Below are 24,722 nucleotides of genomic sequence, written 5' to 3'. Positions count from 1 at the left end.
CGCAGGGGCGCAATTCATTGGGCATGTTGATGCCAAGCTGTCTTTTTAAGGATACGAGATGAATCGCGCCTTGACGATTTAACCTTCTCTGCAAGTCGCGTGGCAGCTACATTTGATAGTTTATCTATCAAATTAATGATGAGAAATATTATGATCGCTATCAAAAAACGAAAATTTCATGATTGATGAAGGTGAAATTTTTATTTGATACTTGCGTTATCCAATACCGCAAGGAACGATCATGACGATTCATATTGCTAATGCCCCCTGCAGTTGGGGTGTGGACGATCCTAAAAATCCCTTCTTGCCGCCATGGCAGAAAGTCCTCAAAGAGGCGGCGCAGGCAGGGTACAAGAGCATAGAGCTGGGTCCTTGGACTTATCTACCGACCGACGCGGCTGAATTGCGACACCAACTGGAAGCGCATCAGCTTTCACTGGTGGCGGGCACGATCTTCGACGATCTGGTCAGTGAGGCTAACTTCCCGGCGATGGTTGAACTTACGCACAACATCTGTCGCAACCTGTCGCAAGTCCCTACTGCTGAGAAAACCCACGCTGATAATCTGCCGGCGCCTTATCTGGTGATTATTGATTTCGGGAATGCTGAGCGTGCCAAATTTGCCGGTCAGTCTGACAAAGCGCCGCGACTCTCCAGCGAAGAGTGGCAGCGCATGATGCAGCACATCACCACCCTGAGCCAGATTGCTCGCGATGAATATGGCGTGCGTGCGGTGATTCATCCGCATGCGGGCGGCTGTATTGAGTTCGCCGACGAACTGGAGCAGCTGGTGCAGGACATTCCGCACGAGGTGGCCGGTTTGTGCCTCGATACTGGGCATCTCTACTACTCCGGCATGGATCCCATCCCATATCTGAGCCGTTACTGGGATCGCATCGATTACCTGCACTTCAAAGATGTGAATGACGCGGTCTGGCGCGATGTCATCGCCCGCGGTGTGGACTTCTTTGCTGCTTGCGCCGAAGGGGTGATGTGCCCGATTGGCAAAGGCGCAATTGACTATCCGGCGGTGCGGGCATTCCTCGCTGAGCGCAATTATCAGGGCTGGATCACCATCGAGCAGGAGCGCGATCCGCGCAACGCCGACACCAGCCTGCGCGACGTTACCGCCAGCCTTCACTACCTGCAATCGGTCGGATTCTGAGGAGAACATCATGATTAACGGCATTAAAGCTCTGGACCGTTCACTGCGTTGGGGCATGGTGGGCGGTGGTGGTACTAGCCAGATTGGTTATATCCATCGTTCTGCGGCACTGCGTGATGGCAACTTCGTGTTGCAGGCGGGCGCATTTGATCTTAACGCTGAACGTGGCCGTGCATTTGGCGTATCGCTCGGCGTCGATGCGGATCGCTGCTATCCGGATTACGAAACGATGTTTGCGGCGGAAGCGGCTCGTGTAGACGGCATCGAAGCCGTTTCCATCGCCACACCAAACAATACCCACTTCACCATCTGCCGTGCGGCGCTGAATGCCGGTCTGCATGTGGTGTGTGAGAAGCCCCTGTGCTTCACCACCGAAGAAGCAGACGAGCTGGAAAAACTCTGTGCCGAGAAGAAAAAGATCATCGGCGTGACTTACGGTTATGCCGGGCATCAACTGATTCACCAGGCGCGCGAGATGATCGCCGAAGGTCTGCTGGGTGAGATCCGTATTATCAATATGCAATTCGCACACGGCTTCCATAACGAAGCGGTTGAGTTGCAGAGCGAGAGCACCAAATGGCGTGTCGATCCGCGCTTTGTTGGGCCTAGCTATGTGTTGGGCGATCTGGCGACCCATCCGCTGTTTATCGCGGAAACTATGGTGCCGAAACTGCAGGTTAAGCGCCTGTTGTGCAGCCGCCAGAGTTTTGTGAAAACGCGCGCGCCGTTAGAAGATAACGCCTTTGTGATGATGGAGTATGACAATGGCGCGGTCGGCACCATGTGGGCCTCCGCGGTGAACAGCGGCTCGATGCACGGGCAGAAGGTGCGTGTGATTGGGGAGAAAGCGAGCCTGGAGTGGTGGGACGAGCAGCCAAACCAGTTGCGCTATGAAGTGCAGGGCGAACCAGTGCAAATTCTGGAGCGCGGAATGGGCTATCTCCACCAGCGTGCATTGGCTGAGGATCGTATCGGTGGTGGTCATCCTGAAGGGCTGTTCGAAGCGTGGTCGAACCTGTATCGCCGTTTCGCACTCGCAATGGATGCGACCGATCGCGGCGATAACGCGTTTCTCGCTGATTTCTGGTACCCGGATGTGCATGCCGGTTTAATGGGCGTGCGTTGGGTTGAGCAGTGTGTGAAGTCAGCGGATGCCGGAGCGGTGTGGGTGGATTGCTAAGGTTAAGTTCATAGTACTAAACCGTAGCGGCATGATTTATCACGCGCATCTGAAGCAGCTTCGTTGCTGTCAGATGTGCAATAAATTGGGCCGCTACGGAAATGTGCATCTGAGATCAATGTGATCTCAAATCACTCAGAAACCGCTGCGCGCGTGGGTGCTGTGGCTGGGTGAAGAACTTCTCGGGTGTTGATTTCTCCAGAATCTGTCCCTGATCCATAAACCAGATGGTGTCGGCGACTTCTCGGGCGAAATTCATTTCGTGCGTCACACACATCATGGTCATCCCTTCCTGCGCCAGACTGCGCATCACCGATAGCACTTCGCCGACCATCTCCGGATCGAGCGCAGAAGTGGGTTCATCAAACAGCATCACTGGAGGCTTCATTGCCAGCGCGCGCGCAATCGCCACGCGTTGTTGCTGACCGCCGGAGAGCTGTGCCGGGTAGGCATCGGCTTTATGGGATAAGCCGACGCGTTCAAGTAGTTCACCTGCTTGCTGTCGTGCCTCCGCGCGTTTCATGCCTAATACTTTCATTGGCGACATCATGATGTTTTCGGCCACGGAGACGTGCGGGAACAGGTTGAAGCTCTGGAAGACAAATCCAATGCGGGTGCGCAGTTGATTAAGGCGTGTGCTGCTACCGTGAATGTCGGTGCCATCAAATACTATTTGGCCATTATCAATGGGTTCCAGGCGGTTAACCGTGCGGATCAAGGTTGATTTCCCCGATCCAGACGGCCCACACACGACCACGACTTCGCCAGTATTAATTTCGGCACTCAGGTCGGTGAGCGCCTGATACGCGCCATACCATTTGTTAACCTGATTAAACATGATCATCGTGCTCATAGTGGTTCCTTATTGCGAAGAGGTCTTAGTCAGCATCACTGCGGGCGCAACGCTGGGATTAGCCTGCGGCGGTTGGCGACGTTTCTGCGCAATATGCGCTTCGAGTTTATTGGCGAGCCAGGTCAGGCTGAAGCAGATGAGGTAGTAGCTCAGCGCCACAATCGCGAACACCTGGAACGGCTTGGTCAACAGTTGGTTGCTGACCTGATTAGCGGCAAAGGTCAACTCCGGCACGTTAATCACGTAGCCGAGCGTGGAGTCTTTGATGATCGATACCAGCTGGCTCACCAGGCTCGGCAGGGTGTTGAACAGCGCCTGCGGCAGAATCACTAAACGCAGGGTTTTGAGGTGGCTCATGCCCAGTGCGCGTGATGCCTCATACTGCCCGTGCGGCAGGGCCTGAATGCCGCCCCGCACGATCTCAGCAATATAGGCACTTTCATAAATCACCAGCGTACACAGCATGGTGGCGAAACCGCTGATGTTATGTCCAATCAGCAGTGGCACACAGAAGTAAGTCCAGAACACCACCATCATCAGCGGGATGCCGCGCAGCAGATAGACCCAGCAGGTGGCAGGCCAGCTCAACCAACGCCAGGGTGACAGACGCGCCAGTCCGAGCAATACGCCGATGGGAAAGGCCAGCAGCACTGCCAGCACGGAGATTAAGAGCGTACAGAGTACGCCGCCAAGCGGACCGTTGGGGTACTGACCCATTAACAGCAGCATGCCGTTGTCATGCAAAATGGTGAAAATCTCAAACATCGCCATTACCTCGCGTAAACGCGCTGGAAGCGGCGGGCCAGCAGCGCGCCCAAGCCCATCAACAGCAGGGAGAAGAACAGATAACCCACGGTTGCCACTAAGTAGGATTCGAAGGTACGGAAGGTTTGGTTCTCGATGTCGCGTGTGACGTAAGTCAGATCGGCCACGCCGATCACCATTGCCAGACTGGTGTTTTTAAACAGCAGCACGGTGTGATTGACCACCGATGGCAACGCGTTGCGCACACCCTGCGGTAAAATCACTGAACGCATGGCGCGTACATAGCTCATGCCGAGCGCGCGCGCGGCCTCATTCTGCCCATCAGGGATGGCGCGCAGGCCGCTGCGGATATCTTCGGAGAAATAAGCGGCCTGACATAACCCCAGCGCGATCAGGGAGAACAGGAACTCGGCGTTGAAATCGACAATGGCCATCTGCACCGATTCCGGTAGCAGAGTCGGGATCGCGAAATACCACATCATCAACTGAATTAACGTTGGCACATTGCGGTGATAAGAGACATAGGCCTTCACCAACCCAACGGCAATGGGATTTTCCGTCAGGCGAATGACGACCAGTAGCAGGGCGATAGCCATCGCCAGCAGCCAGGCACCTAACGCCAGTTCGAGGGTGACCACCGTTCCGTCAACGATCATCTGGCCGTAGTGGCCGGTTATCACACTGCTGAAATCAAGTGCCATACAGTTACCTCATCGTACGGTATTACGCGGTGCGGTCGCCCGGTCGCATAGTGGAAAGACCGCCCGGCACCTGCAGCGTCGGGGTAATTTCGATATTACCGATATTGACCGCTACCGGCGCAGACAGCGCAAAGGCCACGCAGTCGGCGATATCTTTGGCCTGTGGCAGCTCGAATCCGTCGATATAACGGCGGCGTGCGTCATCGTGATCGCCCGAGACATTGCCGAAGATATCGGTAGCAACACGCCCTGGACAGATTTCGGTGATGCGCACACGTTTGCCATAGCAGTCCACACGTAGCTGGCGCGACAACGCGTGCACCCCGGCTTTAGTGGCGTGATACACCGAGTTACCGTTGAAGTTGTAGATGGCGGCAATCGAGGTGATGTTGAACACGTGGCCACGGTCACGCGCCATCATGCCCGGCACCAGTAAGCGGCACAGGTGCAGCACGGCACGCAGGTTGACATCAACTTGTGTCTCCACCACGTTCTCGTCTGCCTCGAGAATCGAACCAGGATGCGAGACACCCGCGTTGTTGACCAGAATGTCGATTTCCAAGTCTTTGCACAGCGCGGTCAGCGCATGGACGTCACTGACATCGACGGCATGGGGAATGCAGCCAGTACGATCGGCCAGTGCGGCCAGCTGTTCCTTGCGGCGTGCTACCGCGTGCACGGTGATCCCCTCTTTGCACAGGCGCTCAACAATCGCTTCGCCCATGCCAGCAGATGCGCCGGTCACCAGCGCCGTTTTGTAATCTGAAAATGGCATTTGTGTTTCCTCGTCTCGCCAGGTGTGTGTCAGGCGTAATGGGTCTTTTTTGACTTTATGCAGTTATGCTGCAAGGGCATAAGACATAAAAAGTGTGAGGCGATAAGTGCCCCTTATAACCGGATTTAAATTTAATTATCCAACTGAAGAATAAGGATTTCTTGGTCGTATTCAACCGGAGAGTGTGAGGAGAGAGAAAGCTGTTGCACGCGGCCTTTAGCAGGGCTGAGCACCGGGACATACAGCGGGCCAACCTGAACCATTGCCAGTAGGTCATGGGGTTCCACCTGTTGACCGGGCTGGACAAAATCCTGCTGGCTGTACGGATGGCGACGCAGCAACGTGCCGGGCAGGGGCGCGCCGATAGCCTGTGAGACAGGTGAGTTATCTTCCTTCGTTAAGACGGCAGCGGGGCGCGGTGGCATTGGGGCAAACGTCAGACGCACTGACCACTGTTTGCCTTCTAACGCCAGACTATTGAGGCCGGATCGTTGCATCTTGCGCGCCAACGCACGCAGCGTCGGCAGCGGTATCGCAGTTTTTTCCATGGGGTTCCCGTCAAAGCGAAACACGCCCGCCGGAGCGGGCAACAGACCGAATCAATCTAGCGCGTTCGTCAGACGGGCAGTAAGAGGGTTTCGCTTTGCGGTGATAAGCGGGTCTTATCCCACGAGGGTCAGCGGATGGTTCTCCAGGTTGCGGCGCGACATCAGCGACAGCAGAATCGATTTCACTGCTTCAGCAGGTTGGGACAGCGGCAGATGGTCTGACATGCAGAACGACAGTGAGGCCTGAACATCTGGCTCAATGATCTTCGCCATCCAGGTATCACCATTTTTCAGCATCGCGCGGGCGGCGGATTCCGGCATGATGGTGGTCCCGAGACCGGCACTCAGCGCCGCGTTTAGGGTGGTTTGCGATTCAATTTCGCACTTCACGCGGTACTGCAGATTGTTCTGCACGAAGGCATCATCCAGCACTTTGCGCATGATGTTGTAGATGCGTGGCAGGAACAGGTCATATTGCGCGACCTGTGACAGCGGGATTTCTTTCACTGGTTTCGCCAGGCTGAACGGGCAGACAAAGCATAAGTCTTCTTTCATCAGCGGCATAAAGCGCAGGCCATGGATGGTGCGATGATCGTAAATCACCGCCATATCCATACGGCCGTTCATGATGAGCTCGCTCAGTGTGGTACCAAAGTTCTCGTTAAAATAGAGCACGATGCCGGGATGCTGTTGCTGTACTTCCATCATCAGCGGTAGCGCCAAATTTTGCGCCGCCGTGCCCGGTGCCAACCCGACAGAGACGCTGCCGCTTAGCGCTGCACCCACCAGATCAATCGCACTTTGCGCCTGTTCGCACTGGCGCAAAATAGACTGCGCATGGGAATAAAGTGTTTTCCCTGCTTCGGTGGGCGTGACGCCGCGTTTGGTACGAATCAATAGCTGTTGATTCACCTCACCTTCCAGCGTAGCCAGCTGTTGGCTCAAGGCGGGTTGGGCGATATGCAGGATATCGGCTGCTTGCGTCAGGCTTCCGACGTCAACAATTTTAACAAAGTACTTCAGGCGACGAAGATTCATGGACACTTCCCTCAAACAGAACGCATATCCTCCTCAAGCAAAGTTGATGCCAGGATAAGCTTTCGTTATTGAACTCAGACAGGAGGGTACGACTACCGGGCCTCCTGAGGCAGGTGCTGAGCTAGTGAGCCGCCGGTATGGCGGGTGTTGAAAAATGCAGCACTGCACCAGCTGAGTGCAGTTGACCCATCAGCATTGCCAATGGCGGGCAAGGAAAAGCGTGGGTTCGAGATGTGGCTCGGGAAAGAAAGTAACACTTTATTAACATGTCGTCAGTTGAGCGGGCGTGACCTGCCGCCCAATTCTGTACCAATTCACCGCCTTTATGGCAAAAGTGTGGAGTCGGTCCAGTCATCGCTTTGTGTTATATCACCACAACAAAGCACTATTATCCGTGGCTTCGGCCCTAATCCTATGCTCAGGGAAAACTGACCTCCCCCGAACCCAGGATTGACCATGCCCGAGATAGCCGATCGATTAAAGAATGTGACCGTTTCCGCCTCCGTTGCCATGACCCAAAAAGCGCGTGATCTCGCGGCACAGGGCGTTGATGTGGTAGCACTTTCTACCGGTGAGCCGGATTTCCCCACGCCGGAACATGCGATTGAAGCCGCCTACGCCGCTGCACGCGCGGGCGACACGCGCTACCCACCCACCGACGGCACGCCTGCACTGCGCAAAGCGATTCAGCTGAAATTCAAACGGGATAACCAGCTGGAGTATGACGTGAGCCAGATTCTCACGGCGGGTGGCGCGAAGCAGATCATCTTTAATGCCATCCTTGCGACCATCAATCCGGGTGACGAAGTGGTGATCCCCACGCCATCGTGGATCAGCTATGCCGATATCGTGAAATTTGCCGGTGGTGTTCCGGTGCCGCTGCCGTGCTCGCAGGAGAACGGCTTTAAACCGCTGCCAGCGGATCTGGATGCGGCGATCACCGATAAGACCAAGTGGCTGCTACTAAATTACCCGAGCAATCCGACCGGTTCGGTAGCCAGCAAAGCCGAGTTACTGGCGTTGGGCGAAGTGCTGCTGCGTCATCCGCAGGTATGGATCATGACGGATGATATCTATGAACATCTGATCTATGACAATGTGCGTTTTTATACTCTGGCACAGGTTGAGCCGCGTCTGTATGACCGCGTGTTGACGGTGAACGGCGTGTCAAAAGCCTATTCGATGACCGGCTGGCGTTTGGGCTTCTGCGGTGGTCCTGCACCGCTAATTAAAGCGATGAGCAATGTGAACACCCAGAACAGTGGCGGAGTCTGTACCCTGACGCAAGCGGCGGCAGTGGCGGTGCTGGAAGGGCCACAGGATTTGTTGCAAGCGCGCGCGCGTATCTACCGTGAACGCCGTGATTTCGTGCTGGAGCGTCTGACCTCGATTGATGGCCTGCGTTGCCACAAGCCAGAAGGTGCGTTTTACCTGTTTGTGAATATTGAAGGGCTGATTGGCAAGACCAGTGCCGGTGGCCGTTTAATCAATAATGATGCCGATTTTGTACTGGCGCTAATTGAAGAGCAGCACGTGGTGACGGTGCAGGGTGCCGCTTATGGTATGAGCCCGTACTTCCGCCTTTCCTACGCCACGAGCATGGAGCGTTTAGAAACCGGTTGTGACCGCATCGCGGCGTTCTGTACTGGCTGCCGATAAGCTGAAAACGAAAAAATGGCTGCCGATGGGCAGCCATTTTTTATTAGGGCGATGCAAAAGTGTTATTGCGCAAGCACCTCAGCCGCAGGCGCAACCTGATGACCGCTGGCTTCAATTTCGCTCCGTACGATAGTGGCGAGAGCCAGTGAACCCGGCGTGTCGCTGTGCACCAGAATCGAACTCGCACGTACGGCAATCACTTCCCCTTCGAAGGTGGTAACCGTGCCATGTTGCAAGAACTGCCGCACGCGGGCACGCAGTGCCGCCTCTTCTTTAATTACTGAACCTGCAATGCCGCGTGGCACTAAACGGCCCTGCGCATCGTAGGCGCGGTCGGCGAGGAACAGCGTCAGGGTTTTCAGGTCCGCCTTCTGGGCAGCGTGCTCAATGATGGTATCCGGTTGTGCGAACACAATCAGATCCGGATTGATGCGTGCCACCAGTAGCATCACTTGCTGCGCCAACGCCTTGTCACGGTTAACGATATTGCCCATCGCGGCATGGAAACTAAAGTGTGACACATGGGTGCCTTCTGCTTTGGCAATGGCTGTCAGCGCGCCGAGTTGATAGGCCACCTGCTGGCAAATCTCCTCAGCACTGAACGGCAGTTCACGACGACCAAAGCCTTGGCGATCGGGCAGACCCGGATGCGCACCAATGCCGACACCGTGTTCTTTTGCCAGTCGCACCATTTTGGTCATGATCGCTGGATCGCCGGCGTGGAATCCGCAGGCGATATTGGCGGAGGAGACCACTTTCATTAGTGCGGCGTCATCGCACAGTTGATAGACGCCGAAACCTTCACCCATATCGGAGTTCACATCAATCTTCATGGTTTGATTCCTTGTGAGGGTTATGCCGTCAACGCTTTGCGCAGCGTGGGGCAACTGAGCCGCAAACGACTAAGCCAGCGTGTGACTTCTTGCTCAATGGCGATCGCTTCACGCGTATCGCTCTGGATCAGTTGGATCGATTGACCGGGAAGCACTTGTCCCAGTCGCCATAGATCCTGCTCGATCACCCCGGCGATCTTGGGATAACCACCCGCGGTGTTGGCATCGCTGAGCTGAATGATCGGTTCACCGCCCGGTGGCACCTGCACAATGCCAGGGATCAATCCGTAAGATCGCATCTCGATGGTTTGCGAAGGGAAAATCGGATCGCCTGCCAGTCGATAACCGGTGCGGTTGCTTTGATTGGAGACCTGCCATGACTGCTGCCAGAAGCGCGGTGCATCGGCAGCGAACAGCGGATATTCGCCCGACGGAATGGCACGCAACTGAATCTCACCCGCGCTGTTACGCGGGAAATGTGAGCGCAGGGCGCTGTCCGGCGGCTCGATGCCGATTCCGCTGGTGGGCAGCGGGGGGGCCGCGGTTTCACCCAGTGTTAGCCGATCGCCGCGCTGCAGTGGACGGCCTTCCAGTCCGCCAAAACCGCCGCGCAGTGCGGTGCTGCGCGAACCCAGCACCAGTGGCACATCAATGCCACCTGCTATACAGAGATAACCGCGTGCGCCACTGCGCGGGTAACGCAGTTCCAGCAGCTGTCCGGCTCGCACACCGCAGCCCCACCATGGCGGCAATGGCGCACCATCCAGGGTGGCGCGGCAGTCAGCGCCGGTTACAGCGATGCTGCTGTCCTGCAAAAAGCGGACGCGAAACGGGAACAGCTGCACTTCAATCGCTGCGGCACTCTCTTCATTGCCCAGCAGCAGATTACCGGCGCGTAACGCCAGCGGATCCATTACGCCGCTGACGGAGACGCCCATATGGCGGAAGTTGAAACGGCCCAGATCCTGTACTGTGTTTAGCGCACCGCTCTGTTCAATCTCAATCACAGTTCTATCCTCTGTGGCAGAAAACGGATGCGGTCGCCTGGTGCCATTAACGCCGGGGATTCTGCAAGCGGATCAAACACTTCCAACTCGGCATAACCGATAGCGTTCCAGCCGTTAGGGCCGGTCAGCGCCGAAACACCGGCCTGAGCGCCACCGATGGTGACCGTGCCTTTGAGCATACTAAGTGACGGCACTTTCTTACGCGGTGTGGCTAATTGCGGATCGAGCCCATGTAAGTAACCAAAGCCAGGCGCGCTGCCCAGCGCAAACACTGTGTATTCGCTTTGATGATGGCGGCGTACCACCTCGCGCGCGCTGAATCCCGTGTGACGACAAACGGCATCCAGATCGCTAGCGTGCTCGCCGCCGTAATAAACGGGAATTTCAATCAGTTTTCCCTGCGGGCTGATCGCTTGCGCCTGCTCCCACGCCGCGTGCAGGCTGGTGCGAACTGAGGCGTCATCACTGGGGATCTGGCGGAACAGCACCAGCAGATTGGTCACACCGGGGATCAAGGCTTCTACCGCCTCATCTGCCTGCAGTAAACGCGCCAGCGACCAGATGCGGCGCTGAGCGGAGAGATCGAATCCGCCCGGTGCTTCCACCAGCCACGCGCGAGCGCCGATGGTGGAGAGCGTAATCGTCGAGGAACAAGCCAGCGCAGAAGCGCTGGCGGGCTGGAGATCCGATTGCGACATCACGGGCATGGTTATTCCAGTGGTTCAAATTTCAGACTGGAGAGCGGCTGTACGCGCTCTTCGCGCACCATTTTGTATTCGGTATTTGGACCAATCCAGGTGTTCCAGATTTTGTCGATGGTGCCGTCATCGTCCATGGCTTTTAAACCGCTGTTGACGCTGGCCAGCAGGGCCGGTTCATCTTTCTTCATGCCGATACCGATCGGTTCCAGCGCCATCGGCTCTTTCACCATCGCCAGATTGATACCGTCTTTTTTCGCCTGGGCGATGGTTTTCATGCCGGTCATGGTGTTGGTGACGAAACCAACCGATTTGTTCTGCTCCAGCGCCAGAAACGCAGAAGCGGAATCCTGGAAGGTGACCGCTTTGCCGCCTTTGATATGAATCGATTGTTCAGAGGTGGTGCCTTTAGTCGCGCTGATGCGCTTGCCCTTAAAGTAGTCCAGTGACTTATCAGCCAACGGCGCTTTCACCAGCAGCATCTCTTTGGCCACATAATAGGGATCGCTGAACTGAATTTGGTTGCCACGGGTTTTGGTGTAGGCAAGGTTGGCGATCAACACATCAGCGCGACCGGTGGCGATCACCGCGATACGCGCTTCAACGGAGGTGGGTACTAAGGTGAGTTTGACGTTCATCTGCTTCGCCAGGGCGGTACACAGATCGATATCCATGCCTGCCAGTTGGCGGGTCTTCGGATCCGGTGAAGAGAAAGGCGGTACGTCAGAGTAAACGGCGCATTTTAGTTCACCGCTCGACTTAATGTTCGCCATCATATCGGCATGCGCCGCCGAAACAGCCAGCAATGGCAGTAGCGCTAACCCGATGTGGGTCACTCTTTTCATGGTCATGTGCATTCCCTCAATGGTGGTTACGGCCTCGCAGCGCAAAATCTCGCTTTTCTGGACTATATCGGCTTTGTTTTGTGCCGAAAAAGAGGGAAAGCGTGTTGTGCAATAGGGAAATAATATGACTGAAGGCGATAAGTTATTTCTATTCAGCTAGAGCGAAAAAGTGTTATCCAGCGCACATTTTTCTCCCTAGTGTAAGCCGCGTTGTCCTCTCGGCAATCCCGCCGATTGCACGTGGTAGAGAGAGAAGAGTGAGAGCATGAATCCCCGATTAGGCGTGTTACTGAAAATCTTTGCCGCCCTGTGTGCCACTTTGATGTTGGCCTGTGTAAAAGGCCTTAATGGCAGCATCCCCACTGGTGAAGTGATTTTTTTTCGCAGCTTTATTGCCTTGTTTCCGCTGCTTATCTGGCTGAAATTTCAGGGCAACGTACTGCAGAACCTGAAAACCCGTAACCTGTTTGGCCATTTCATTCGCGGTTTTTCCGGCACTGGCGGCATGTATTTCAACTATCTGGCGCTGGTGTATATCTCTCTGGCAGATGCCACCGCACTCAGCTATGCCGCACCGCTGTTTACCGTGATGATGGCCGCGATGTTGTTAAAGGAGCGGGTGCACATATCGCGCTGGGTGGCTGTGGTGGTGGGCTTATCGGGCATTCTGATTATGCTTTCTTCCAGCCTCGCGGCCAGCGGTGGTGTGCTGGCAGGTGTCGCCAATAGCGCCACGGCTAGCCTGGGTGTCGCTTTTGCGTTGATTGCGGCACTGTGTACGGCTACGTCGAATGTGCAGATTCGTTTCCTGAATGGCATCGAAAAGCCGGGTGCGATTGTGTTCTATTTTTCGGTGATGACCACCTTGATTGGGCTTGCCACCGTGTTTTTCGGTTGGGCTAAGCCCACCGGCTTGCAGTTGCTGCTGCTGGTGGGTTGTGGTTTGTTTGGCGGCCTGGCACAGATTCTGGTGACACTCAGCCTGCGCTATGCTGATGCCTCGCTGCTGGCGCCGTTTGATTACACCACGTTGGTGTGGTCAATGCTGATTGGCTATCTGTTCCTCAATAGTCTGCCTGGAATGACCACACTCTTTGGTGCATCGATTGTGGCGCTCGCTGGGATATTTGCGGTATGGCGGGAAAATCGTCAGCGCAAACTGGCGATGGTGAGTAGTACGCCATGATTCAATGCTATTGCCGTTGATTCAATGACGAACGCTTTGAATGAGAGGTCGCCGTGGAGGACGACCTGAGTATATTGCGCTTACAGGCTTACAGGCTTACAGGCTTACAGGCTTACAGGCTTACAGGCTTACAGGCTTACAGGCTTACAGGCTTACAGGCTTACAGGCTGCTACCGATAGACATCATCGATAATTTCCACCTGCTTATTATGCAACGTTTCCGCCAACCAACCGCGTTCCAGTGAGCCGGTTTTCGCCAGTTCGAAGTTGTGCTCATCAACGATTAAGTAAGCTTGTGCTGCTTCCAGAATCCTTGCCGCATCCTGGCGAGGAATAACAATCACGCCATCCGCATCGCCGAGCACAATGTCGCCCGGAGAGACGTGAATTTTGCCGCAGGCAATCGGCACGTTGATTTCACCCGGGCCATCTTTAAACGGTCCGCCCGGTGTATGACCGGCGGCATAAATCGGGAAATCCATACGTGATAAGCCCTCGATGTCGCGCACTGGACCATCCAGTACAATCCCTTCCATGCCACGCTGCCTGGCATAGGTCGCCATCACTTCGCCCATCAGTGATTGGCTGCGATCGCCCTCATTCGACAGAATAATCACATCGTTGGGACCGGCCATATCCAGCGCCTTGTGCAGCATCAGGTTATCCCCAGAGCGCGCTTTTACGGTCACCGCCAGGCCACACATGATCGGTGTTTTAGGTGCTGTTTTCAGGCTGATCTCTGCCGATAGCGCGGGCAGACGACTCATGCAATCAGCGACGACGGCAGCGGGTAAGCAGCGGAAGGCTTCCAGTAACGGCTCGGCATCAGATGGACGGCGTAAATAAATGCGATTTCCTGCGGTCATTATATTTCTCCTGTCAGGGCTATTAACGAGTAATCGATAAATAATGTCCGATGAATATCACCGGTAAATTGTTTTTTACTTATAAATGGTGATGCGAATGTGTAATTCACTGAATTAAAGAGAGTGTACGGGAAGGGTAACGTGTTACGAATACGCTGTTACAGCTAACGAAATCAGGATCACGAAATAAAAATGACAGACTATTTAACTTACTGATTAATAATTTTATTGGATTTTATTATGGCTAAATATATTTAAAGTATGACTGGGTGTGTTGCATATTATATTTTTTCCGCCGAAGCGAATATTCGGCGAGGGAATGACTGTAAAGGTAATCGGTATGAGCTTATGAATCTCACTCATAGGCGCTTGCATGATTGTTGACTTAATCGCTCACAGTGCACTTTGCTAAGCTAATGTCATTCATGAAACAGAGGACATACCCATGTTGAGATTCATCAAGAATGGCTCAGTGCCATCACGTAAAGGCCCATCGGACTATTTCACCGGCACGGTAAGGATTGATGCCCCTTTTCAGGCTGACGCTCCTGCACGTGTCGGCGGTGCCACTGTGACCTTCGAACCGGGTGCACGCACCGCATGGCATACCCATCCTCTAGGACAAACACTGATTGTGGTGCAGGGGCAGGGCTGGATTCAGTGCGAAGGTGAGGCGATTCAGGTGATGAATCAAGGTGATATTGTTTGGATCCCTGAAGGCGTGAAGCACTGGCATGGCGCAACGCCGGACAACGCGATGTCACACATCGCCATCGCTGAGTCTGTGGATGGCATTCCTGTGACCTGGCTGGAGCAGGTGAGCGATGAGGATTATCGGTTGTAGCTTTTGACTGTGAGCTTATTTCCATTCTCTGACGGCCTGCATGTTGCAGGCTGTTTACTTTTTTATCCGCCGTGTATCTCAGTTCACCATTATTCCCACCTCACTTAGCTGATCAGGTATTGATAACTGAAACCGATAAAATATAACTTCTGGTTTATATTCAAGGAGTATAAACTACAGTTTATGTGAGGGGCTTTTGAACAGCTGGAATGTTGATACAACAGAACATTTTGCTGCGTGGCTGGAAGCGCAGGATGATGAAATGATTGAGGATGTACTCGCAAGCTTGGAAGTGTTGAAAATATTCGGCCCGCATTTAGGGAGGCCTGATGTAGATACTGTCATCGGTTCTCAATATACCAACATGAAAGAACTGCGTGTTCAAAGTAATGGTAGACCTGTTCGGGCGTTCTTCGCATTCGATCCTAGAAGGAAGGGGATTATTTTGTGTGCAGGGGACAAAACAGGTCTCAACTAGAAGCGATTCTACCAGTCAATGATCAAACTAGCGGATCAAGAATACAGCAAGCATTTGAGAGGAATAAATCATGCCTAAACTTGAAGATCTCATCGCACAGCGCTCTCCAGAGTCACAGAGGAGAATCCAGGCTAAAGTGGCGGAAAAAATTATTGAGGTTCAATTACGACACTTACGAGAAGAGTTGGAGCTTTCACAACTACAGTTAGCTGAGAGAATGGGTGTTTCACAGCCAGCCATAGCAGCATTTGAAGGGCGCGGCGATGAGATAAAACTCTCAAGCTTGAAAAAGTATGTTGAGGCATTAGGCGGTAAACTGAGCTTGAATGTTGAACTGCCCACCGGTGATGGACGAACATTTCTGCTTTAACTGTGATGGTTTTTGTTTATTTCAGCGACACAACTGTAAGGTTAATTGTCTTAAGTGTGTGATTGCACAATGTCCTTAATGATGGACTTAAAGCGTCACTTCTTGGATTAAGTCCAAAAATTGGACAGAAGGTTTTGTATAAATTTGAAGTGGTGCACTGCTGTGGAAGGACGGCAAACGCAGAAAAGCAAAAACCCAGCCATAAGCTGGGTTTTCAGAATGTTGGTGCCCGGACGCGGAATCGAACCACGGACACGGGGATTTTCAATCCCCTGCTCTACCGACTGAGCTATCCGGGCAACGGGGCGCATTAAACCTTAATGGCTTTCAGCCGTCAACGGCTTTCGTCAAAAAAGCGTAGCAATCGTGACTGACTGCTTGCTTTTCAGACAGGGTGTGCAAAATCTCAACGTACCCGCTGGCGGTAAAGATGTTCGTAGGATTGCGCATCATAAATGACGCGGCTGGGCTGAAAGGGCATAGCCATCAGTTTATGCTAATGCGCCGTTTTGCCGACACAGCGCGATGCCCAGCACATCTTCTGCCAGACGACGGGCGGTAGCCACGTCCTGCACGTTCCGCTTCACCAGCAGTTTGCTCAGACAGCCTTCGAGAATCAGCTCCATTTGATCGGCCACCATGGTCGGATTATCCAGCGCCAAATCGACCAGAATCTCATGGGTGAACTGCCATGAGCTGCGTTTCTGCTGCTCGGCAAGCTGATGCACGGGTTGGTCAGGCTGCGGATAGAAGCTACAAGCGGCGATAAACAAGCAGCCAGGAAAACGTCCTTTATTCACGTGTTCGCTTAATACGTCGTAACGCGCCAGCAATTTTTGTTGGGCAGTGAGATGTTCATTGAGCTGTATCTGGCGGCGCCAGCTGTCAATCTGCTGGCCGTGATAACGCAGGGCGTCATACAACAGGGCGTCGCGATCGGGCCAGTAACGCTCAAGATGTTCTGGATTTAATCCGGTTTCACCTGCTAATTGTTGCAGGGAGGTGGTGGCGGCAAGGCCGCTTTGCTCAAGCACATTCAGCGCATGCTCAAGAATCTGTTCACGTTGCAAGTGACTCTCCTCTGGAGTGCGGGCCCGTTCGCGCACGAACGGGCAGTGTCCTGGAACCAGTGTCGTTTAACGCGACAGATTGTGCAAATGCGTGCGGAAGTCGGCGGCGCTGAGAAAACCGGTGACGCGTGAGTCAGGGATTTCTTTGCCTTGCGCATCAAAGAACAGGATGGTCGGTAAGCCTAATACCTGTAAATGCTGCAACAGGGCGTTGTCCTGGGCATTATTTGCGGTGACGTTGGCTTGCAGTAACTGTACCTGACTTAAATCGGCACGCACGCCTTCATCGCTAAAGGTGTACTTCTCAAATTCTTTGCATGCCACACACCAGTCAGCATAAAGATCGACCATGGTAATGCGGCCTTGTGCCTGCTGCAATGCGCTATCAAGCTGCTCGCTGCTGACCACCGTTTTGAACGGCAAATGTGCGACGGATTGCACGGTGGCGCCGCTGCCAAAAGCCCAATCCTGCAATGGGCGTGCTGCTACCAGTGCCGCCGCCAGCATCACAATTTGCAGGATGCGCCATTTGCCTTGCGCGCGCAGACTGAGGCTAAACGCCCAGGCAAAGAAGGCCACGCCGAGCAGGCTCCACAGACGTAATCCCCAGACATCGCCAACGACTCGTTCCAGCAAGAAGACCGGCAGCGCCAGAATCACAAAGCCGAAGCCCTCTTTAACGCTTTGCATCCACGGCCCGCTTTTTGGCAGTAGTTTGTTGCCAAACAGGGTGACCGCAATCAGCGGTAGGCCCATACCAAAGGCATACAGCCACAGCGTACCCGCGCCTGCCCACAGGTTTCCGCTCTGCGCGATATACAGCAAGATGGCACTCAGCGGCGCGGTAGTGCAGGGTGAGCAGATCAAGCCCGCCAGCGCGCCCATCATAAATACGCCCGGCAATGAACCGCCTTGCTGACGGTTGCTCCACAGCGTCAGGCGGGTTTGCAGGCCGGAAGGCAGTTGCAGGGAGAACAGGCCAAACATCGACAGCGCCAGCACGATGAACAGTGCTGACAGGCCGATCAATACGTACGGATGTTGCAACGCAGCCTGGAAGCGCAAACCTGCGGCGGCCACCACCATGCCGAGTACGGTGTAGGTCAGCGCCATTCCCTGGACATACACCATTGCCAGCGCGAACAGGCGACCAGCAGAGTAGCGGCGTTGGCCGCCGAGAATGATACTGGAGATCAATGGATACATCGGCAATACGCACGGCGTGAAGGCGACGCCGATGCCAATCAACAGCGCCCACAGCGGTGAAAACGGCAATGGCGTGCGCTGCTGCACGGGCTGTGCGTTAACGGCGGGTGCATCGTGATTTGCGGTAACCGGGTTGAGCGGCACAGAACGGGTTTCGGGTGGATAGCAGAATCCGGCGGCGGCACAACCCTGATAAGTTACGGTGAGCGTTGCACCCGACTCCGCCTGCTGCAAGGTTACTGGCAGCTGTAAATCCTGCGGATAGATTTCGCTCTTACCGTAGAACTCATCCTCGTGCGGCTGCCCCTGGGGCATGACCAGCGGTGCCATCTGCGCTTTCTGTGGCGTTACGTGAATTTGCTGGCGATAAAGGTAATAGCCATCCTTCACCTTCCAGTTCAGCGTGAGTTGGTTGCCCTGTTGACTGAAATCAAAGCCAAACGCTTGATCCACCGGCACAAAGCGGCTGTTGTTATTCGGTGAAAAAATATTGGCCTGGGCTGAAAAACAGAATAGCAGCACAAGGCAAAAGCCCATCAGGCGGGAAAGTCGAGCAGCCATGACGAATGAATTAGCTCCGGTGGCGAATGAGCCGCGATGATAGCACGACCGTCTTGCCACGAGTTTTCAGGATGTAACGGCGCTACAGAATCAGGCTACCAAACAGGAAGCCAAACGCCACGGAGAAGGCAATGGCCAACACGCCGGGAATGATAAAGGAGTGATTAAACACAAACTTGCCGATTCGGGTCGAACCGGTGTCATCCATTTCTACTGCGGCCAATAAGGTGGGGTAGGTCGGCAACACAAACAGTGCTGAAACAGCGGCAAACGAAGCCACGGCCGCCAGCGGTGAAACGCCCAACATCAGGGCGGCAGGCATCAGCGCTTTGGTGGTCGCCGCCTGCGAGTAAAGGAGGGTGGCGGCGAAGAACAGCACCAACGCCAGCATCCATGGATAGCTTTGCAGCATGTCGCCTGCAGCGGTCTGGATTTCGTTCAGATGGGCTTTGACAAAGGTGTCGCCAAGCCACGCCACGCCCATCACGCAGATACAGGCGCTCATGCCCGATTTGAAAGTGCTGGCGCTAAGGATCTCGCCGGTATCGACTTTGCACGTTAGGCAGATCAGAGTGGCAACCGTCAGCATAAACACCACAATGGCTTCGTTACGCGGCAATACGGGATTGCTGATGAGGCCGACGCTGTCGCTGATGGCCGTGGCGTACAACACCACCGCCGCGATGCCGATCAGGAACAGCAGCACGGCACGTTTGGCTCCGGGTTTAATCTGATAGACGCGTTCACCTCGCAGTGTGACTTCACCCTTGGCGAGACGCGCTTGGTAAACCTCGTCATCCTTTAACTCTTTACCCAAAAAGCTGGTCACCACCGCGGCGCAGAAAATTGCTGCCATGGTGGAGGGGATCGACACGGCGAGTAGTGCCAGATAACTGACACCGCGCGGTTCAAGAATCGAGGCAAAGAACACCACGGCCGCGGAGAGCGGTGAGGCAGTAATGGCGATTTGTGAGGCAACCACCGCAATCGACAATGGGCGTGAAGGACGTACACCTTGCTCTTTGGCCACTTCAGCGATGACGGGTAGTGTGGAAAATGCGGTGTGCCCGGTGCCCGCCAGCAGCGTCATCACATAGGTGACGAGTGGCGCGAGGAAGGTGACGTAACGTGGATGACGGCGCAGTAGCTTTTCGGCAAGGCCCACCATGTAATCGAGCCCACCGGCGATCTGCATCGCGGCTATCGCGGCTATCACCGCCATGATAATTTCGATCACATCAAAGGGAATGGCTCCGGGTTTCATACCACAGAACAACGTCAGCACCAGCACGCCTAATCCGCCCGCAAATCCAATACCGATGCCGCCTAAACGCGCACCAAGCCAGATTGCCAGCAGGACAATCAGTAACTCCACACCTACCATTCGTTCCACTCCTGAGCCGTGGGGGAAATCCAGACTCTTAAAGTTGTAGCCGCCAAAATGAAAAAAGCACGCCGTATTGTATACAAGCGTGCTTTTGGCGATTTGATCCGGAACGGATTACTGTTCGTTTTCGTCGGTGTAGCGTTTGGCTTTGTAGGTTGGATGCATCAGGTTCTGGATAGAGAAAATATCATCCAGTTCTGCTTCGGTCAGCAGGCCGCGCTCCAGTACTACCTCACGGACGCTCTTACCGGTTTCAGCACAAATCTTGCCGACGATATCGCCGTTGTGATGGCCGATATACGGGTTGAGGTAAGTGACGATACCAATCGAATTAAACACGTAAGCTTCACACACTGCTCTGTTCGCGGTGATGCCGTTGACGCATTTTTCCAGCAAGTTGAAGCAGGCGTTGGTCAGAATACTGATCGATTCGAACAGCGCCTGGCCGATTACTGGCTCCATCACGTTCAATTGCAACTGACCGGCTTCTGACGCCATGGTGACGGTGATGTCGTTACCAATAACTTTGAAGCATACCTGGTTCACCACTTCAGGCACCACCGGGTTCACTTTGGCAGGCATGATCGATGAACCGGCCTGCAGTTCTGGCAGGTTGATTTCATTCAGGCCAGAGCGCGGACCGGAAGAGAGCAGGCGCAGGTCGTTACAGATCTTCGACAGCTTCACCGCCAGACGTTTTAGCGCGGAGTGCACCATCACGTAGGCGCCGCAGTCGGACGTTGCTTCGATCAGGTCTTCTGCTGGAACCACTGGCAGATTGCTGACTTCCGCCAGACGCTGAACGGCAAGCTGCTGATAGCCATCTGGGGTGTTGAGACGCGTACCGATTGCTGTGGCGCCGAGGTTCACTTCCAGCAGCAATTCTGCGGTGCGCAAAATGCTACGAGTCTCTTCATTTAACAGCACGTTAAACGCGTGGAATTCCTGGCCCAGCGTCATCGGCACTGCATCCTGCAGCTGAGTACGGCCCATCTTCAAAATGTTTTCGAACTCGACCGCTTTACGCTGAAAGCCTTCGCTCAGTTGGCTAATGCCGTCCAGCAGTTTCAGGATGGAGGCGTAAACCGCGATACGAAAACCGGTTGGATAAGCATCGTTGGTGGACTGACACTTATTCACATGATCGTTCGGATTGAGGTACTGGTACTCACCTTTTTGGTGGCCCATCAGCTCCAGGCCAATGTTCGCCAGCACTTCGTTGGTGTTCATGTTGACCGAGGTACCCGCGCCGCCTTGATAGACATCAACCGGGAACTGATCCATGCATTTGCCGTTATTCAGTACTTCATCACAGGCCTGAATAATGGTGTTAGCAATGTTGCGAGGGATTGTTTGCAGCTCTTTGTTGGCGAGCGCGGCTGCTTTTTTCACCATCACCATACCGCGAACGAATTCCGGTATGTCACTGATTTTATTGTTACTAATGTAGAAGTTTTCAATCGCACGCAGAGTATGAACACCGTAGTAAGCGTCTGCCGGAACTTCGCGCATGCCTAACAGGTCTTCTTCGATACGAATGTTGTTCGCCATGATTACCTTCTTATTATTTCTGCGGTGTTACTGCCGGGCGACCAGGATGGTCGGGCGGCAATCACGGTGCAGGTGAAGCAATTATATTGTCGTGGAATACCCGCACCGACATATTATCCATCTTCGGGCTGGCGGGCACGATCATATTCTGTTGTTACAGAATTGTTTGTGCACAGATCACTTTACGGGCATTTGCTGGCCCAGCGGTAATAACGATATGTGATGTAGTTCGCAATTTTAAGTCAGTGGGAAAAATTTGGCAGGATCGGTTGAAATCACGCGTCCAGATGCCCATCTCTATCAATACGGTCTGACAGACCATCCCTTTCTGCTGCCTGGCAAATAGCGAGGCAGCGCTACACATAGGAGATATCGGTGCGCTGGATACCGTTCGTCATTTTTTTTGTTCTGGCCTGGATTGAGATCTCAATTTTCATTCAGGTTGCGCATGCCTTGGGCGTGCTGCTTACCATGCTGCTGGTGATCTTCACCTCGTGTATCGGGGTATCGCTGGTGAAAAATCAGGGTATGAAGAACTTCCGCCTGATGCAGGAGAAGCTGGCGCGTAACGAAAGTCCAGCAGCCGAGATGACTAAAAGCGTTTCGCTGATCATCTCTGGATTCCTGCTGTTGTTGCCGGGGTTCTTTACTGACTTCCTTGGCCTGCTGCTGCTGTTACCGCCGGTACAAAAGCATCTGACGCTGAAATTAATGCCGCACTTGCGTGTATGGCGTGGACCCGGTGCAGGTCCTGACAGCGGCTTCACCATGGATGGCGAATACGAGCGTAAAGACCAAGACAAAATTGGGCACGATAAAGATAGTTAAACTAAGAAGGGCGGCGAGAGTCGCCCTTTTTGCTGCCTTTTTCGCCAACTGTTACACAAACGAAAATTTTTTATTTTTTTGCCCTTGAAAGCCCATTTATTGACCCTATCTCTCTCTCCACGAGGCCGGAAGCCATGCAGTCCGGTTCAACCCAAAAAACTGAATGATTGGACTTCTCAAAGGAGAGCTACCAAATGAAAATTCGTCCGTTGCACGATCGCGTTATCGTCAAGCGTAAAGAAGTTGAAGCTAAATCTGCTGGCGGTATCGTTCTGACCGGCTCTGCAGCTGGCAAATCAACCCGCGGTGAAGTTCTGGCTGTGGGTAATGGCCGCATCCTGGAAAACGGCGATGTTAAGCCGCTGGACGTGAAAGTTGGCGATCTGGTTATCTTCAGCGAAGGCTACGGTGCCAAAACTGAAAAGATCGATAACGAAGAAGTGCTGATCATCTCTGAAAGCGACATCCTGGCGATTGTCGAAGCGTAATTACGCGTAATTCACTGAACGAAACGAATTTAAGGGATATTTGAAATGGCAGCTAAAGACGTAAAATTCGGTAATGACGCGCGCGTAAAAATGCTGCGTGGCGTTAACATCCTGGCAGATGCAGTAAAAGTTACCTTGGGCCCGAAAGGCCGTAACGTGGTCTTGGATAAATCTTTTGGTGCACGACCATCACTAAAGATGGTGTTTCTGTAGCGCGTGAAATCGAGCTGGAAGACAAGTTCGAGAACATGGGTGCTCAGATGGTGAAAGAAGTGGCCTCTAAAGCGAACGACGCTGCAGGCGACGGCACCACCACCGCAACCGTTCTGGCTCAGGCGATCATCGCTGAAGGCTTGAAAGCTGTGGCTGCAGGCATGAACCCAATGGATCTGAAGCGCGGCATCGACAAAGCAGTGATCGCTGCGGTTGAAGAGCTGAAAGCGCTGTCTGTTCCTTGCCAGGATACCAAAGCCATTGCTCAGGTAGGTACCATCTCTGCTAACTCCGACGAAACCGTTGGTGCTCTGATCGCTGACGCGATGGAGAAAGTAGGCAAAGAAGGCGTTATCACCGTTGAAGAAGGCACCGGCCTGCAAGACGAGCTGGACGTGGTTGAAGGTATGCAGTTCGACCGTGGCTACCTGTCTCCGTACTTCATCAACAAACCAGAGACTGGCGCTATCGAACTGGATGCTCCGTTCATCCTGTTAGCCGATAAGAAAATCTCTAACATCCGTGAACTGCTGCCAGTACTGGAAGCGGTTGCGAAAGCCGGTAAACCACTGCTGATCATCGCTGAAGATGTTGAAGGCGAAGCGCTGGCAACACTGGTGGTTAACACCATGCGCGGTATCGTGAAAGTGGCTGCGGTTAAAGCACCTGGTTTCGGCGACCGTCGTAAAGCCATGCTGCAGGATATCGCTATCCTGACCGGCGGCACCGTAATCTCTGAAGAGATCGGTCTGGACCTGGAAAAAGCCACCCTGGAAGATCTGGGTCAGGCGAAGCGCGTTGTGATCAACAAAGATACCTCTACCATCATCGATGGCGTGGGCGATCAGGGCGCAATTCAGGGCCGCGTAACGCAGATCCGTCAGCAGATCGAAGAAGCGACCTCTGATTACGACAAAGAAAAACTGCAGGAGCGCGTAGCGAAACTGGCAGGCGGCGTAGCCGTTCTGAAAGTGGGCGCAGCCACTGAAGTTGAGATGAAAGAGAAGAAAGCCCGCGTTGAAGATGCTCTGCACGCGACCCGTGCTGCAGTAGAAGAAGGCGTGGTTGCTGGTGGTGGTGTTGCACTGGTACGCGTTGCAGCGAAAATTGCTGCTTCAGGCCTGAAAGGTCAGAACGAAGACCAGAACGTCGGTATCAAAGTTGCGCTGCGCGCAATGGAAGCGCCACTGCGTCAGATCGTGCTAACGCCGGTGAAGAGCCTTCTGTTGTGACCAACAACGTGAAAGCGGGCGACGGTAACTACGGTTATAACGCGCAGACTGAAGAGTACGGCAACATGATCGACTTCGGTATCCTGGACCCAACCAAAGTGACCCGTTCTGCTCTGCAGTACGCGTCTTCTGTCGCGGGCCTGATGATCACCACCGAAGCGATGGTGACCGACCTGCCAAAAGGCGATGCACCTGATTTAGGTGGCGCTGGCGGCATGGGTGGCATGGGCGGAATGGGCGGCATGATGTAATTTGCCCCTGACTGCTTAAGTCATTTGAAAAACCCTCGATCGGAAACGGTCGGGGGTTTTTCTTTTGGTGGCGAACAAGGTATAAGTATGAGCGCAATACTTCGGCTTTGCGGGGTTATACCCG

Annotated in this window: 23 protein-coding genes, 1 tRNA gene and 2 pseudogenes; 10 read left to right on the top strand and 16 right to left on the bottom strand. The window is 54.0% G+C overall.

The features are described 5' to 3' along the window. Positions 1-241 precede the first annotated feature (241 nt). Entirely contained in the window at positions 242-1,165 is a 924-nt protein-coding gene (locus tag HA51_RS09890; protein WP_084934357.1) for a TIM barrel protein, read from the top strand. 10 nt (positions 1,166-1,175) lie between these two features. Next, positions 1,176-2,345: a Gfo/Idh/MocA family protein gene (locus HA51_RS09885; protein WP_084934356.1), complete on the top strand. Its 1,170-nt coding sequence runs from the start codon at positions 1,176-1,178 to the stop codon at positions 2,343-2,345. 115 nt (positions 2,346-2,460) lie between these two features. On the opposite strand, the gene HA51_RS09880 is transcribed toward HA51_RS09885, so the two are convergent. The 6 genes from HA51_RS09880 to nac form a co-directional block, all read right to left on the bottom strand. After that, positions 2,461-3,198, bottom strand: coding sequence for an amino acid ABC transporter ATP-binding protein (locus HA51_RS09880; protein ID WP_084934355.1), 738 nt, complete (start codon positions 3,196-3,198; stop codon positions 2,461-2,463). Positions 3,199-3,207: 9 nt separating this feature from the next. Then, positions 3,208-3,963, bottom strand: coding sequence for an amino acid ABC transporter permease (locus tag HA51_RS09875; RefSeq protein ID WP_084934354.1), 756 nt, complete (start codon positions 3,961-3,963; stop codon positions 3,208-3,210). A gap of 5 nt (positions 3,964-3,968) precedes the next feature. Further along, on the bottom strand, positions 3,969-4,664 hold the full coding sequence (locus HA51_RS09870) for an amino acid ABC transporter permease (RefSeq protein WP_084934353.1): 696 nt from the start codon (positions 4,662-4,664) through the stop codon (positions 3,969-3,971). 22 nt (positions 4,665-4,686) lie between these two features. Beyond that, positions 4,687-5,439 carry an SDR family oxidoreductase gene (locus HA51_RS09865; protein ID WP_084934352.1) on the bottom strand — a complete coding sequence of 251 codons (753 nt, stop codon included), beginning with the start codon at positions 5,437-5,439 and terminating at the stop codon, positions 4,687-4,689. Between the two features lie 131 nt (positions 5,440-5,570). Further along, positions 5,571-5,987: an acetyl-CoA carboxylase biotin carboxyl carrier protein gene (locus tag HA51_RS09860; protein WP_084934351.1), complete on the bottom strand. Its 417-nt coding sequence runs from the start codon at positions 5,985-5,987 to the stop codon at positions 5,571-5,573. A 114-nt stretch (positions 5,988-6,101) separates the two neighbouring features. Next, the gene (gene nac / locus HA51_RS09855; protein ID WP_084934350.1) at positions 6,102-7,025 is read right to left on the bottom strand and encodes a nitrogen assimilation transcriptional regulator NAC; all 924 of its coding nucleotides are present in this window, start codon (positions 7,023-7,025) and stop codon (positions 6,102-6,104) included. A gap of 456 nt (positions 7,026-7,481) precedes the next feature. Between nac and HA51_RS09850 the strand changes: the two genes are divergently transcribed. Next, positions 7,482-8,684, top strand: a complete 1,203-nt coding sequence (locus HA51_RS09850; RefSeq protein WP_084934349.1) for a pyridoxal phosphate-dependent aminotransferase — start codon at positions 7,482-7,484, stop codon at positions 8,682-8,684. Between the two features lie 62 nt (positions 8,685-8,746). On the opposite strand, the gene HA51_RS09845 is transcribed toward HA51_RS09850, so the two are convergent. Genes HA51_RS09845 through HA51_RS09830 form a run of 4 tightly spaced genes read right to left on the bottom strand, consistent with a single transcriptional unit; the run spans position 8,747 to position 12,073 of the window. Next, positions 8,747-9,517, bottom strand: a complete 771-nt coding sequence (locus HA51_RS09845) for a 5-oxoprolinase subunit PxpA (protein WP_084934348.1) — start codon at positions 9,515-9,517, stop codon at positions 8,747-8,749. 20 nt (positions 9,518-9,537) lie between these two features. Beyond that, positions 9,538-10,524 (bottom strand): 5-oxoprolinase subunit C family protein, encoded by a 987-nt coding sequence (locus HA51_RS09840; RefSeq protein WP_084934347.1) that lies wholly within the window; start codon positions 10,522-10,524, stop codon positions 9,538-9,540. Next, on the bottom strand, positions 10,521-11,222 hold the full coding sequence (gene pxpB, locus HA51_RS09835) for a 5-oxoprolinase subunit PxpB (RefSeq protein ID WP_425435720.1): 702 nt from the start codon (positions 11,220-11,222) through the stop codon (positions 10,521-10,523). Before pxpB ends, HA51_RS09840 begins: the two co-directional genes overlap by 4 nt. Before the next feature lie 11 nt (positions 11,223-11,233). Further along, on the bottom strand, positions 11,234-12,073 hold the full coding sequence (locus HA51_RS09830; RefSeq protein ID WP_084934345.1) for a transporter substrate-binding domain-containing protein: 840 nt from the start codon (positions 12,071-12,073) through the stop codon (positions 11,234-11,236). A 259-nt stretch (positions 12,074-12,332) separates the two neighbouring features. On the opposite strand from HA51_RS09830, the gene HA51_RS09825 reads away from it, so the two are divergent. Then, positions 12,333-13,253, top strand: coding sequence for a DMT family transporter (locus HA51_RS09825; RefSeq protein WP_084934344.1), 921 nt, complete (start codon positions 12,333-12,335; stop codon positions 13,251-13,253). A 170-nt stretch (positions 13,254-13,423) separates the two neighbouring features. On the opposite strand, the gene HA51_RS09820 is transcribed toward HA51_RS09825, so the two are convergent. Continuing rightward, positions 13,424-14,119 (bottom strand): RraA family protein, encoded by a 696-nt coding sequence (locus HA51_RS09820; RefSeq protein WP_084934343.1) that lies wholly within the window; start codon positions 14,117-14,119, stop codon positions 13,424-13,426. A 445-nt stretch (positions 14,120-14,564) separates the two neighbouring features. Between HA51_RS09820 and HA51_RS09815 the strand changes: the two genes are divergently transcribed. The 3 genes and pseudogenes from HA51_RS09815 (at position 14,565) to HA51_RS09805 (ending at position 15,811) form a co-directional block, all read left to right on the top strand. Continuing rightward, positions 14,565-14,963, top strand: coding sequence for a (R)-mandelonitrile lyase (locus HA51_RS09815; RefSeq protein ID WP_084934342.1), 399 nt, complete (start codon positions 14,565-14,567; stop codon positions 14,961-14,963). Positions 14,964-15,159: 196 nt separating this feature from the next. After that, a pseudogene (locus tag HA51_RS09810) lies at positions 15,160-15,438 on the top strand (type II toxin-antitoxin system RelE/ParE family toxin); the annotation flags it as partial. A gap of 73 nt (positions 15,439-15,511) precedes the next feature. Beyond that, positions 15,512-15,811, top strand: a complete 300-nt coding sequence (locus tag HA51_RS09805; RefSeq protein ID WP_084934341.1) for a helix-turn-helix domain-containing protein — start codon at positions 15,512-15,514, stop codon at positions 15,809-15,811. Positions 15,812-16,034: 223 nt separating this feature from the next. On the opposite strand, the gene HA51_RS09800 is transcribed toward HA51_RS09805, so the two are convergent. The 5 genes from HA51_RS09800 to aspA form a co-directional block, all read right to left on the bottom strand. Continuing rightward, positions 16,035-16,110 (bottom strand) — tRNA-Phe (locus HA51_RS09800). A gap of 192 nt (positions 16,111-16,302) precedes the next feature. Beyond that, positions 16,303-16,881 carry a division control transcriptional repressor DicD gene (gene dicD / locus HA51_RS09795; RefSeq protein WP_084934340.1) on the bottom strand — a complete coding sequence of 193 codons (579 nt, stop codon included), beginning with the start codon at positions 16,879-16,881 and terminating at the stop codon, positions 16,303-16,305. 66 nt (positions 16,882-16,947) lie between these two features. After that, entirely contained in the window at positions 16,948-18,648 is a 1,701-nt protein-coding gene (locus tag HA51_RS09790; RefSeq protein WP_084934339.1) for a protein-disulfide reductase DsbD, read from the bottom strand. An 82-nt stretch (positions 18,649-18,730) separates the two neighbouring features. After that, positions 18,731-20,032, bottom strand: coding sequence for an anaerobic C4-dicarboxylate transporter (locus HA51_RS09785; protein WP_084934338.1), 1,302 nt, complete (start codon positions 20,030-20,032; stop codon positions 18,731-18,733). 117 nt (positions 20,033-20,149) lie between these two features. Next, positions 20,150-21,586 carry an aspartate ammonia-lyase gene (gene aspA / locus HA51_RS09780; RefSeq protein ID WP_084934337.1) on the bottom strand — a complete coding sequence of 479 codons (1,437 nt, stop codon included), beginning with the start codon at positions 21,584-21,586 and terminating at the stop codon, positions 20,150-20,152. A 375-nt stretch (positions 21,587-21,961) separates the two neighbouring features. Between aspA and HA51_RS09775 the strand changes: the two genes are divergently transcribed. From HA51_RS09775 to groL, 3 genes and pseudogenes are all read left to right on the top strand, one after another. After that, complete coding sequence (locus HA51_RS09775) at positions 21,962-22,414, top strand: FxsA family protein (RefSeq protein ID WP_084934336.1); 453 nt, start codon at positions 21,962-21,964, stop codon at positions 22,412-22,414. 194 nt (positions 22,415-22,608) lie between these two features. After that, entirely contained in the window at positions 22,609-22,902 is a 294-nt protein-coding gene (locus HA51_RS09770; RefSeq protein WP_021507766.1) for a co-chaperone GroES, read from the top strand. A gap of 45 nt (positions 22,903-22,947) precedes the next feature. Then, positions 22,948-24,598, top strand: a pseudogene (groL, locus tag HA51_RS09760) (chaperonin GroEL). Positions 24,599-24,722: the final 124 nt, after the last annotated feature.

This window comes from Pantoea rwandensis (assembly GCF_002095475.1).
In the GTDB taxonomy this organism is placed as follows: Bacteria; Pseudomonadota; Gammaproteobacteria; order Enterobacterales; family Enterobacteriaceae; genus Pantoea; species Pantoea rwandensis.
The sequence above is the reverse complement of the archived record's forward strand: the minus strand, read 5'-3'. Positions and strand labels throughout refer to the sequence as shown.

Bases quoted from the DNA above. Each gene is read 5' to 3' on its own strand.
- HA51_RS09890 (WP_084934357.1), top strand. From the start codon at position 242: ATGACGATTCATATTGCTAATGCCCCCTGCAGTTGGGGTGTGGACGAT.
- HA51_RS09885 (WP_084934356.1), top strand. From the start codon at position 1,176: ATGATTAACGGCATTAAAGCTCTGGACCGTTCACTGCGTTGGGGCATG.
- HA51_RS09880 (WP_084934355.1), bottom strand. From the start codon at position 3,198: ATGAGCACGATGATCATGTTTAATCAGGTTAACAAATGGTATGGCGCG.
- HA51_RS09875 (WP_084934354.1), bottom strand. From the start codon at position 3,963: ATGTTTGAGATTTTCACCATTTTGCATGACAACGGCATGCTGCTGTTA.
- HA51_RS09870 (WP_084934353.1), bottom strand. From the start codon at position 4,664: ATGGCACTTGATTTCAGCAGTGTGATAACCGGCCACTACGGCCAGATG.
- HA51_RS09865 (WP_084934352.1), bottom strand. From the start codon at position 5,439: ATGCCATTTTCAGATTACAAAACGGCGCTGGTGACCGGCGCATCTGCT.
- HA51_RS09860 (WP_084934351.1), bottom strand. From the start codon at position 5,987: ATGGAAAAAACTGCGATACCGCTGCCGACGCTGCGTGCGTTGGCGCGC.
- nac (WP_084934350.1), bottom strand. From the start codon at position 7,025: ATGAATCTTCGTCGCCTGAAGTACTTTGTTAAAATTGTTGACGTCGGA.
- HA51_RS09850 (WP_084934349.1), top strand. From the start codon at position 7,482: ATGCCCGAGATAGCCGATCGATTAAAGAATGTGACCGTTTCCGCCTCC.
- HA51_RS09845 (WP_084934348.1), bottom strand. From the start codon at position 9,517: ATGAAGATTGATGTGAACTCCGATATGGGTGAAGGTTTCGGCGTCTAT.
- pxpB (WP_425435720.1), bottom strand. From the start codon at position 11,222: ATGTCGCAATCGGATCTCCAGCCCGCCAGCGCTTCTGCGCTGGCTTGT.
- HA51_RS09830 (WP_084934345.1), bottom strand. From the start codon at position 12,073: ATGACCATGAAAAGAGTGACCCACATCGGGTTAGCGCTACTGCCATTG.
- HA51_RS09825 (WP_084934344.1), top strand. From the start codon at position 12,333: ATGAATCCCCGATTAGGCGTGTTACTGAAAATCTTTGCCGCCCTGTGT.
- HA51_RS09820 (WP_084934343.1), bottom strand. From the start codon at position 14,119: ATGACCGCAGGAAATCGCATTTATTTACGCCGTCCATCTGATGCCGAG.
- HA51_RS09815 (WP_084934342.1), top strand. From the start codon at position 14,565: ATGTTGAGATTCATCAAGAATGGCTCAGTGCCATCACGTAAAGGCCCA.
- HA51_RS09805 (WP_084934341.1), top strand. From the start codon at position 15,512: ATGCCTAAACTTGAAGATCTCATCGCACAGCGCTCTCCAGAGTCACAG.
- HA51_RS09790 (WP_084934339.1), bottom strand. From the start codon at position 18,648: ATGGCTGCTCGACTTTCCCGCCTGATGGGCTTTTGCCTTGTGCTGCTA.
- HA51_RS09785 (WP_084934338.1), bottom strand. From the start codon at position 20,032: ATGGTAGGTGTGGAGTTACTGATTGTCCTGCTGGCAATCTGGCTTGGT.
- aspA (WP_084934337.1), bottom strand. From the start codon at position 21,586: ATGGCGAACAACATTCGTATCGAAGAAGACCTGTTAGGCATGCGCGAA.
- HA51_RS09770 (WP_021507766.1), top strand. From the start codon at position 22,609: ATGAAAATTCGTCCGTTGCACGATCGCGTTATCGTCAAGCGTAAAGAA.